Consider the following 10,938-nt stretch of genomic DNA (forward strand, 5'->3'; position numbering starts at 1 on the left):
TCACAATACTTCATTGCCCGGGCTGGCATCATGCCAAGGTTCGTTCCATCTGCCTTGACGACGTCCGGGGCAGATTTGACCATTCTTACAAACTTCACAGGAATTCCCTCGCAGATAAAACACTCTGCAAAAATGAAGCGAGGCAGCCTAAACTGCCTCACACATTAAATTATTTTGGTTTTTTCTCTTCATCTTTTGGAGCAAGGCCACCATTCAACTTTGCTGGCTTTGCTTGAGCAGATGCTGGGCGACCGTCGTTTGCTACTGAAAACTTCATAGGTTGTCCTCTCAATTAATATATTAATGCGGTCATACATTTTCTGTATGCATGGAGAGGCTTGCATCGAATCTTACGTAGCGCAAGGCAAATAATAATGACGCATGCATTATCTATTATTGATAATTTTAAGTGTATTTAATTTCATATACTTATTATTTTAACAAAGACTATTTGTGTGAATAATATTTATATTTTTACAATTCTAATTCAGCCATTCCAGAGCAGTGCAACTCAGCCAAATTAAAAAGCGGCCCGAAGAGCCGCTTTTTATGATTCTGAATTTTGAGGGTGGCTTAAACTTCTGCCAGGTCCTCAACAGAAAGAACCTTACCTTCTTCATCAAGGCGATAAACAACAGGCTTGCCTGTGCCGAGCTCGCGCTTGAGGATTTCTTCAGGTGAAAGTCCTTCAAGTTCCATGATGAGGGAACGCAGGGAGTTGCCGTGTGCAGCAACAATCACGCGATTGCCTTCGAGAACTTTAGGAAGAATGTCAGAACGGTAGTAAGGCAGGGTGCGCTCTGCAGTCATCTTCAGGCTTTCACCGCCTGGAGGAGGAACGTCGAAAGAACGACGCCAGATGTGAACCTGCTCTTCACCAAATTTCTGACGAGCTTCGTCTTTGTTCATACCGGTGATGTCACCGTAGTCACGCTCGTTCAGAGCCTGATCTTTTGATGTTGGCAGGTCTTCCTGACCAAGCTCACCAAGGATCAGCTTAAGAGTGTGTTGAGCGCGCAGCAGGTCAGAAGTGAACGCCAGATCAAATGTCAGGTTCATTTCTTTGAGTTTTTTACCGGCTGTTGTTGCTTCTTCAACACCCTGTTCTGTCAGGTCTGGGTTTTTCCAGCCGGTGAACAGGTTTTTCAAATTCCATTCGCTTTGTCCGTGACGGACGAGAACCAAAAGGCGTTCCATTAAGCTCTCCTAAGGAGGTTATGTTTGCTTGAAAACAGTTGTCTTGGAAGGACTGTTTCAAGTCTCATTTCACATGTCTTGCTCATCGCTCATCAGAGCACATCGCGTTCATGTACGTTTGCGCATCGCGCTCCAACATCTTTGTTGGAGCGAAGTCTTGTCGTTTGATTGAACCCAATCAAACAGAACACGCTCTAGCAAGCATGCTTTGTATGTCACTCATCATTCAGGCCGAGAACATCAGCCATTGAGTACAGGCCCGGTTGCTGATTGTGCGCCCAGAGGGCTGCTTTCACGGCACCGCGAGCAAACAGTTGTCTATCCGTTGCGATATGTGAGAGATCTATACGCTCTCCCTCGCTCGCAAACATCACCGTATGTTCACCTACGACAGATCCACCTCGCAATGTTGCAAAGCCGATGTCGCCTCTTTTCCGTTCACCCGTAATGCCGTCTCGTGTGCGAACACTATGGGTTTCAAGATCAATTCCCCGGCCTTCAGCAGCCGCCTCACCCAACAGCAATGCTGTTCCTGATGGGGCATCAACTTTATGCCGATGATGCATTTCCAGGACTTCGATATCGAAATCTTCATCCAGAGCTGCAGCGGCCTTTTTAATGAGGCATGCGAGCAGGTTAACACCTAGGCTCATATTGCCTGATTTTACAATGCGGGCTGATGTCGCGGCGTGAGCAAGTTCGGTAGATTGGGCAGACGTCATTCCCGTTGTGCCGATAATGTGCGCAATAGAATGACGCGCTGCAGCTTCTGCAAATTCAACCGTTGCCTCTGGCACGGTGAAGTCCAGCACGCCATCAGCATCAGCAAATGCAGCCTCAAGGTCATCGGTGATTGCAACGCCGAGTTTACCGCATTCTGCGAGTTCTCCAGCATCTGCGCCCAGAAACTGGGAGTGTTTGCGCTCGATCGCGGCTGACACCACAACTCCGTCCATTTCGGTCACTGTGCGTACCAGTGCACGCCCCATTCGGCCTGCTGCGCCTACAACAACCAGTCGCATGTCACTCATCACGTCCCCCAAGCCTACGAAAGCCCCTCAAATTATAGTGTGGAGGGGTATAGCAGGCGCACTAAAGAGTTTCAAACTCATATGGCAGTTGGTGTCCCGGAGTTTGCTCTGTCTCGTGCAGCTGGTTCTCGTTTATGCTTAGTCGTGTACGGCTTGTCGGGTGCAAAAATCTGATAAAACTTATCCCCCTGCCCTCAACCACACGTATTCTCAATGTTGTGCTCACGTATTCGGGCAGCTGATGGACCGTCCATCAGTGCGGCGTGGGCTGGGCGGGGCTACCGGGTGAAGTAACGCATCACCCGGCGGGTTCGTTGAAACACCCCTTGAAAGTCTTTAGTGCAGGGACCAAGCGGAAGCTGGTCACCCGATGGGCGTCTACACTGGCAGGCGTTTAGCTATCACCGACAATCACACCTGTCTCTGGCAAGTGTGTGCATCGTTGACAGTGCCTGCTCCCAATGCCTTTCGGAGGAGATCTTGTTTCATACAAAAACGCCCGGGCAAGGCGAGCAGCCAATGCCGAAGAAACTAATTTACTCACAATGCGCAGGCACTGCCTGCTCGCCTTGCTCACTCCCGAACTTTCGGGGTTCAACTCAACACCGCCGGCAAAGCCGCGCGGTGCTAAAATCGCTCCAGCTATGAGGAATTCTCAAGTCCACCTGAATAGAAACCCGCGTGAAACTCATATTCTTGCGCTAAGATAGCGGATAGCCTACTCAGAGTACGGTGTGTTCACACCATGCACGCATCAGACTCTAAATCTTTGTTTTAACGCGTACTCCTGCTCGAAAACCAAGATCTGTTTTCGAGAATGCGCTCTCATCTTTACAGAACTTAAAAATGCAGCAGGGTTGCGTTTTCACGCGTTTCCGAGACCCAGGCAGCTGCTCCCGCAAGGGGATACTATTATGGATAATATTCGCGGCAGCGCCTGGATGGTGCTTGCAATGCTGGGGTTTGCCATTGAAGATACGCTGCTCAAGACGGCGACGGCTTCAGTACCCGTTGGGCAAACACTGATGTTGTTTGGTATCGGCGGCACATTCGGCTTTTTGCTATTGACCTGGAGACGCGGTGAACGGGCTTTTACACCGGAAGCGTTGAAGGCGACACTTTACACGCGTGCGGTTTTTGAAATTACGGGGCGGCTGTTTTTCCTGCTGTCATTGGCACTGAACACACTTTCCAGCACCTCTGCTATTCTTCAGGCCACTCCAATTACAGTCACTCTGGGCGCTGCCGTGTTGTTTGGGGAGCGCGTGAACTGGCAGCGGTGGCTTGCGATTCTGATCGGCTTCATCGGCGTGCTGATGATCATCCAACCAAGTTCAGAGAGCTTTCAGGTGACTTCGATCCTTGCCATCATCGGCATGATTGGCTTTGCAGGGCGGGATCTGGCAACGCGAGCGGCTCCACCTGCCCTTTCAAACATGCAGCTTGGTGTTTACGGCTTTGCGGTACTTATCCCAACTGGTGCAGCTTACTCATTCTGGTCTGGCGGGTTTGTCTGGCCGGATCTTTTCAGCGGGTTGGTCATCGCAGCAGGCACACTCGTGGGCATCGGGGCTTATTACTCGCTTACGGTTGCCATGCGCACCGGGCTGGTGTCCGTCGTCACCCCTTTCCGGTACTCCCGATTGCTTTTCGGCCTCCTGCTCGGCTTCCTGATTTTTGACGAGACCGCAGACGCCATGACACTGGCAGGCTCCGCGATTATCGTATTGAGCGGGCTGTATATTCTGGCAGGTCACTCACGACTTAAAGCTTCAGCCTCAAAGAGCGCTGCGGAGTGAGCTTGAAACAAGAAAAAGGCCGGTCCATTTCTGAACCGGCCTTTTTTTGAATTTAGCTAGAAAAGCTTAGTCTTTTGCAGGAGCTGGTGCAGCTTCTTCGCGAGGAATTTCCTTGCCAGTTTCCTGATCAACAACTTTCATGGAAAGGCGAACTTTACCGCGCTCATCAAAGCCCATCAGCTTAACGAAGACTTTATCGCCTTCTTTGATCACGTCAGTTACTTTCGCAACTTTGCGTGGAGCCAGCTGGGAGATGTGAACCAGACCGTCGCGTGCACCGAAGAAGTTTACGAATGCGCCGAAGTCAACAGTCTTAACAACTGTGCCTTCGTAGATTACGCCAACTTCTGGCTCAGCAGCGATGGAGTTGATCCAGTTGAGAGCAGCTTTAATCGCTTTACCGTCAGAAGAAGCCACCTTAACGGTGCCGTCGTCTTCGATGTTCACTTTTGCGCCGGTCTTTTCAACGATCTCGCGGATAACTTTACCGCCAGACCCGATCACTTCACGGATCTTGTCTACTGGAATCTTGATCACTTCGATGCGTGGAGCATGCTCACCCAACTCGGAACGAGCTTCGGTAATTGCATTTGCCATCTCATCAAGGATGTGAACGCGACCGCCTTTAGCCTGCTCCAGAGCGACTTTCATGATCTCTTCGGTGATACCGTCGATCTTGATGTCCATCTGCAGTGCAGTGATGCCGTTTGCAGAACCAGCAACTTTAAAGTCCATATCGCCGAGGTGATCTTCGTCGCCAAGGATATCGGAGAGAACTGCGAAGCGCTCACCTTCCTTGATGAGACCCATTGCGATACCAGCCACAGGAGCCTTCAGAGGAACACCAGCGTCCATCAGGGACAGGGATGCACCACAAACGGAAGCCATGGAGGAAGAACCATTGGACTCAGTGATTTCAGAAACAACACGCAGGGTGTATGGGAAATCATGGTGTGCAGGCAGCATTGGGTTAACAGCGCGCCATGCCAGTTTACCGTGACCGATTTCACGACGTCCTGGGGAACCCATGCGACCAGCTTCACCTACAGAGTATGGAGGGAAGTTGTAGTGCAGCATGAATGCAGATTTGGTGGTACCTTCGAGTTTGTCAACGAACTGCTCGTCTTCACCTGTACCCAGTGTTGCAACAACCATTGCCTGAGTTTCACCGCGTGTGAACAAGGCAGAACCGTGTGCACGTGGCAGCATGCCAACTTCAGAAACGATAGAGCGAACAGTGGAAAGGTCACGGCCATCGATACGGGAACCGGTATCAAGGATACGGCCACGAACGATTGCAGCTTCTGCCTTTTTGAACAGGTCAGAGATGACAGTCGCGTCAGGAGCGCCTTCTTCACCAGTTACAAGAGCTGCAACAACTTTCGCCTTCACAGCATCAACAGCGTTTTTACGCTCTGTCTTAACGGTGATGGAATATGCAGCGCCGAGTTCTTCAGCAGCCAGTTCCTGAACTTTACCGAACAGCTCAGAATGATCTGGCAGGTTCAGTTCACGTGGCTCTTTAGCAGCTTTTTCAGCCAGCTGAATGATAGCGTCGATCACTGGCTGGAAGCCTTTGTGACCGAACATCACAGCGCCGAGCATTACTTCTTCGGTCAGTTCCTGAGCTTCGGACTCAACCATCAGAACAGCGTCATTCGTACCTGCAACAATCAGGTCCAGATCGGTTTCTTCCATCTGGTCAACTGTTGGGTTCAGAACGTATTCGCCGTTGATGTAACCAACACGAGCGCCACCGATTGGGCCCATGAATGGAACGCCGGAGATGGTGAGTGCTGCGGATGCGCCAACCATTGCCAGAATGTCTGGAGCGTTCTCGAGGTCATGAGACAGAACAGTAAGAACAACCTGAGTTTCGTTCTTGTAACCATCTACGAACAACGGACGGATCGGACGGTCAATCAGACGGGATGTCAGGGTCTCGTGCTCGGAAGGACGGCCTTCGCGCTTGAAGAAGCCACCTGGAATGCGGCCAGCAGCGTATGCCTTTTCCTGATAATTTACGGTAAGTGGGAAGAAATCCTGACCTGGCTTTGCGGTCTTCGCGGACACGACTGTCGCGAGAACTTTTGTCTCGCCGTATGTTGCGATGACTGCGCCGTCTGCCTGACGGGCAACCTTGCCGGTTTCAAGGATGAGCGGACGTCCGCCCCAATCTACTTCCACGCGATGTATATCAAACATATCTTTATCCTAACGTTCGCCTCAGTGCCTGATGGTCGTCATCAAACTTGAGGCTGTCATTTGCCGGCAATGCGCGCACCAACTCCTTGAGTACCAAGGGCGCGATGCCTTTTCAGGTCGAACGATTGCAGGCAAGACAGCGAGAAGCTTTTGTTTGATTGTGCGTACCTTTGACCAAAAACCGGCCTCCACTTTTGGGAGATACGCTGTAAGCTTCTGGCAATCCTGCCAGGTCTTCATTCGCCTGCGTTCATTCTGGAAGAGAACGATCTGATCCAGAATATACCTCTCGCAATTTCCCGAAATACCTTGGAAATAGGAGAGGGTAAGGAAAACGCGGCGAGCTCTCGCTGCCGCGCTTTGAATTCTTCGTCTTAGCGACGAATGCCCAGACGCTCGATCAGGGACTGGTAACGAGCAACGTCTTTACCCTTAACGTAGTCAAGGAGCTTACGACGAAGTGCAACCATTTTAAGAAGACCACGACGTGAGTGGTTGTCTTTCTTATGACCCTTGAAGTGGTCAGTCAGAACTGTAATGCGGTGCGTAAGGATAGCAACCTGTACTTCCGGAGAGCCAGTGTCACCTTCTTTGATCGCAAATTCTTTGATCAGTTCAGCTTTTTTTTCAGGCGTAATCGACATCGATTTTTCCTTATCTAATGGCAGTCATACTGCCTCTTATTAAATGCCCAGAAGGCATGCGCTCTTTTACAGAGCTATGTGTTGAGCTCGGGCCGTGCCAAGATGTCGTCTAGCAGGGTCAGGCCAACACATAATAACCGGGTAAGCAGTAGCTTCCCAGCGGCGGGACTATGACCGAAAAACTCTCAAAAAACCAGAAGAATCTTAAGAGGCTTGCAGCCATAAATCCCAGTAGAACAGTTTGCCTTTCAGTGATTGCGCCCCGCGATGATTCACATTCACGTGTGGCGCTCCACTTTCAGAAAGGCATCAGAGATTGAAAACTCGCTTTGGCTTGAACTGACCTTTTGAGACTTCACCAAAAGCAATCAGCTTGCCTCCAGAAACCACATAGATTTCCTCGGGGCCTATCGGTGCATTTGCGCCACGTAGTAAGACAGGATTACCGCGCTTTACCTTCGCAGCAGCATCAGAGGTGATTGGCACCTCTGCAAACTGGTGGAGTGCGACCTCAACTGGCTTGATGTGTCCGATCAGTTCTGAATTTTCGTGAGGGTCGAGAACAGGTGGCTCTTCCCCTTCTTCAACTTCTACCGCCATAGTTTCTTTAGCAGCACGAAGTTCATCCAGAGTAACCATCTGTTCTTCACCGAATGGTCCTACCAGTAACCGGCGCAAGTCAGTGACATAGCCACATGTGCCAAGGCGCTCACCAAGGTCACGGGCCAATGAGCGAACATAGGTTCCCTTGCCGCATTCAGCTTCAAAAACCGCACGGTTTTCATCTGGACACTCAACCAGATCCAAGCGATGCACCACAATCGTACGCGCGTCCAGCTTTACGTCTTCGCCTTCCCGGGCAAGATCGTAAGCGCGGTTTCCGTCAACTTTGATTGCGGAGAAAATTGGCGGAACCTGCTCAATGGCGCCACGGAACTCTGGCAGAACCTCGAGGATCTCATCTTGCGTTGGGCGCACATCGGAGGTCTTGACCGGTTCGCCTTCAGCATCATCAGAGGTGGTTTGCGTGCCCCAGGTCACCTCAAAGCGGTAAACCTTTCGTCCATCCATGATGTATGGAACTGTTTTGGTGGCCTCCCCAAAGGCGATAGGCAGACAGCCGGTCGCAAGCGGATCAAGCGTTCCTGCGTGTCCAACTTTTTCAGGATGAAAAATCCTCTTCAACTGCCCCAATGCATCATTAGAGGTCAGGTTTAGAGGTTTATCCAACACAAGCCATCCGTTTACAGGGAAACGGGGTCTACGTCGCTGCTGTTTGCGCGCCATACTTCTCAGCTCTTAATTCTTTGCATGCGTTGCGCTTCTGAGCGCGTACTCTGGTCTGAAACCCACGACTTCTTCTTTGGCAATATGCTCTGTAAAGCTTAGTCGCGGTTATCACCTTGATCATCATCGTCATCGATGCCGCCATCAGCAAAATCCTTACGGATGCTAGGCTCATGCAGCAGTCGAGTAATCAGATCATCATCATCAAAACGCGTATCGGCTACAAAACGTAGATCACAAGTGTATTTCATTGTGACGCGTCGAGCGACCTGCCCACGAAGGTACTTTGCATTGCGTTTAAGTGCGGTGAGGACAACGTCGATATCGCGACCGCCCATAGGCATGACGAGAACGTCAGCCCATCTCAGATCAGGCGACATGCGTACTTCCGGGACCGTGATAATAACACCGTCAAGGTCAGGATCGGTGATCCGACCACGTGTCAAAATGTCTGACAGTTCTTTGCGGACAATCTCACCTACACGCAACTGGCGCTGAGACGGCTGACCTGCAAATTCATCGCGTGCTTTTGCCATTTTTATCTCTCAATTTGCTTTGAGTTTGGAACAACAGAGCGCCGACGGGGATAAATCCGCGCCGGCGCTGCTGAATGTTCATTTCGCTCGTTTAGCTCTTCACTCTGTTAGAGGGAGCGAGCGATCTCTTCTACCTGGAAGCACTCGATGACATCACCGACGCGCATATCCTTGTAGTTTGTGAAGTTCATGCCGCACTCAACACCGGATTCAACTTCTTTGACTTCGTCTTTGAAGCGCTTAAGTGTACCCAGCTCACCTTCGTGGATGACGACGTTGTCACGCAGCAAGCGAACCTGTGCGCCACGCTGAACGACACCTTCGGTGACCAGACAACCTGCAACACGACCAATTTTGGTGATGTTGAAGATTTCTTTGATGTCTGCGTAACCAAGGAAGGTTTCGCGACGTTCTGGAGCAAGCATGCCAGACATAGTGGACTTCACATCGTCGATGAGGTCGTAAATCACGCTGTAGTAGCGGATCTCAACGCCTTCGCGACGCGCAGCTTCCTGAGCCTGTTTGTTTGCACGGACGTTGAACGCCATGATTGGTGCTTTGGACGCAATCGCCAGAGTGATGTCGCTCTCGGTGATACCACCAACGGAAGCTGCCACAACACGTGCGCCGACTTCGTCGTTGCCAAGTTCTTCAAGCGCACCCTGGATTGCTTCGGCGGAACCCTGCACATCGGATTTGATGATGAGCGGGAATTCTTTTTTGCCTTCTTCCTGCAAGCCCTTCATCATCGCCTCCAGAGAACCACGAGACCCAGCAATACGTGCTGCCATCTTGTCGCGCTTCTGGCGGTGACGATATTCGGAAATCTCGCGAGCACGGCCTTCGTTTTCTACAACTGCAACCATGTCACCAGCGGATGGTGTCGCCTGGAAGCCAAGAACTTCAACCGGTTTGGAAGGACCAGCTTCCTTAACTGGCTTGCCATTCTCATCAAGCATCGCACGAACACGACCCCATTCGGAACCAGCAATGACAACATCACCAACCCGGAGTGTACCCTTCTGAACCAGAACAGTAGCAACTGGACCGCGACCTACGTCAAGCTTAGCTTCGATAACGGTACCTTCAGCGGCACGGTTAGGGTTAGCTTTCAGCTCAAGAACCTCAGCCTGCAGCAGGATCATTTCGATCAGCTTATCAAGGTTAGTGCCTTCTTTAGCAGAGACCTCAACATCGATAACGTCACCACCCATGGTTTCTACAACCAGATCTTCACGAAGAAGGTCGTTGCGAACGCGGGAAGGGTCAGCGCCTGGCTTATCCATTTTGTTGATCGCGATGATGAGCGGAACGCCAGCAGCTTTTGCGTGAACAATAGCTTCTTTGGTTTGTGGCATCACACCATCATCAGCAGCAACCACGAGGATCACAACATCAGTGGACTTAGCACCACGAGCACGCATCTGAGTAAACGCTGCGTGACCAGGGGTATCGATGAAGGTGACCTTCTGGCCATTCTGCTCGACCTGGTATGCACCGATATGCTGTGTAATGCCGCCAGCTTCACCGGAAGCAACGTTTTCCTTGCGGAGCGCATCGAGAAGGGACGTCTTACCATGATCAACGTGACCCATGATTGTAACAACCGGTGGACGGTTGGACAGATCAGTGTCGTTGTCTTCAACGGTGAAGAGACCTTCTTCCACGTCAGCTTCAGACACACGTTTTACGGTGTGACCCATCTCTGCGGCGATCAGTTCAGCGGAATCAGCATCGATCACGTCGTTGATTTTCATCATCTGGCCCTGCTTCATCAGCAGTTTGATGACGTCAACAGCACGTTCAGACATACGCTGAGCAAGGTCCTGAATGGTGATCACTTCCGGAAGCACAACTTCACGCGCTACCTTCTCACGAACAACCTTTTGACCCTTACGTTTTTCTTTCTCACGACGACGGCGCATGGATGCCAGTGAACGATTACGACTTTCATCACCACCAGTGGCGCGGGTAATCGTTAGTTTTGACTTACGGCGGTCATCGTTGCCTTTAGGTGTTGGCTTAGCAGCCACAACAGGCTTTTTAGGACGTAGCGCAGGCTTTAGAGCCTTTTTGCTCACTTCCTTACCAGTTTCCATGCTTTCTGCCGGAGCTGCAGAAATTCCACCTGGGCGCCCGCCACCTGGACGAGGACCATTCAGGTTTGGCGGCTTGCCATCACGCATTGGTGGACGACCACCACGATCACCACCTGGACGAGGACCACGATCACCTGCCG

At 51.1% G+C, this 10,938-nt stretch carries 8 protein-coding genes; 1 reads left to right on the forward strand and 7 read right to left on the reverse strand.

Going from position 1 to position 10,938, the window contains the following annotated elements:
* Window positions 1-573 precede the first annotated feature (573 nt).
* Both PPL9_RS12865 and dapB read right to left on the reverse strand, forming a co-directional pair.
* On the reverse strand, window positions 574-1,197 hold the full coding sequence (locus PPL9_RS12865) for a 2,3-bisphosphoglycerate-dependent phosphoglycerate mutase (protein ID WP_057463063.1): 624 nt from the start codon (window positions 1,195-1,197) through the stop codon (window positions 574-576).
* Between the two features lie 215 nt (window positions 1,198-1,412).
* Entirely contained in the window at window positions 1,413-2,228 is an 816-nt protein-coding gene (gene dapB / locus PPL9_RS12870; RefSeq protein WP_057463064.1) for a 4-hydroxy-tetrahydrodipicolinate reductase, read from the reverse strand.
* Between the two features lie 914 nt (window positions 2,229-3,142).
* Here dapB and PPL9_RS12875 point away from each other — a divergent pair.
* Complete coding sequence (locus tag PPL9_RS12875; RefSeq protein ID WP_057463065.1) at window positions 3,143-4,027, forward strand: DMT family transporter; 885 nt, start codon at window positions 3,143-3,145, stop codon at window positions 4,025-4,027.
* Window positions 4,028-4,093: 66 nt separating this feature from the next.
* Here PPL9_RS12875 and pnp read toward each other — a convergent pair whose 3' ends face one another.
* The 5 genes from pnp to infB form a co-directional block, all read right to left on the reverse strand.
* Window positions 4,094-6,232, reverse strand: a complete 2,139-nt coding sequence (gene pnp / locus PPL9_RS12880) for a polyribonucleotide nucleotidyltransferase (RefSeq protein ID WP_057463066.1) — start codon at window positions 6,230-6,232, stop codon at window positions 4,094-4,096.
* 374 nt (window positions 6,233-6,606) lie between these two features.
* The gene (gene rpsO / locus PPL9_RS12885) at window positions 6,607-6,876 is read right to left on the reverse strand and encodes a 30S ribosomal protein S15 (protein ID WP_057463067.1); all 270 of its coding nucleotides are present in this window, start codon (window positions 6,874-6,876) and stop codon (window positions 6,607-6,609) included.
* Between the two features lie 309 nt (window positions 6,877-7,185).
* Window positions 7,186-8,163 (reverse strand): tRNA pseudouridine(55) synthase TruB, encoded by a 978-nt coding sequence (gene truB, locus PPL9_RS12890; RefSeq protein ID WP_057463068.1) that lies wholly within the window; start codon window positions 8,161-8,163, stop codon window positions 7,186-7,188.
* 98 nt (window positions 8,164-8,261) lie between these two features.
* Window positions 8,262-8,699, reverse strand: a complete 438-nt coding sequence (gene rbfA / locus PPL9_RS12895) for a 30S ribosome-binding factor RbfA (protein ID WP_057463069.1) — start codon at window positions 8,697-8,699, stop codon at window positions 8,262-8,264.
* A 107-nt stretch (window positions 8,700-8,806) separates the two neighbouring features.
* The coding region (gene infB, locus PPL9_RS12900; RefSeq protein ID WP_244273386.1) for a translation initiation factor IF-2 at window positions 8,807-10,938 on the reverse strand (2,132 nt) is incomplete at its 5' end.

It is taken from the genome of Pseudovibrio sp. POLY-S9, assembly GCF_001431305.1.
Classification (GTDB): domain Bacteria; phylum Pseudomonadota; class Alphaproteobacteria; order Rhizobiales; family Stappiaceae; genus Pseudovibrio.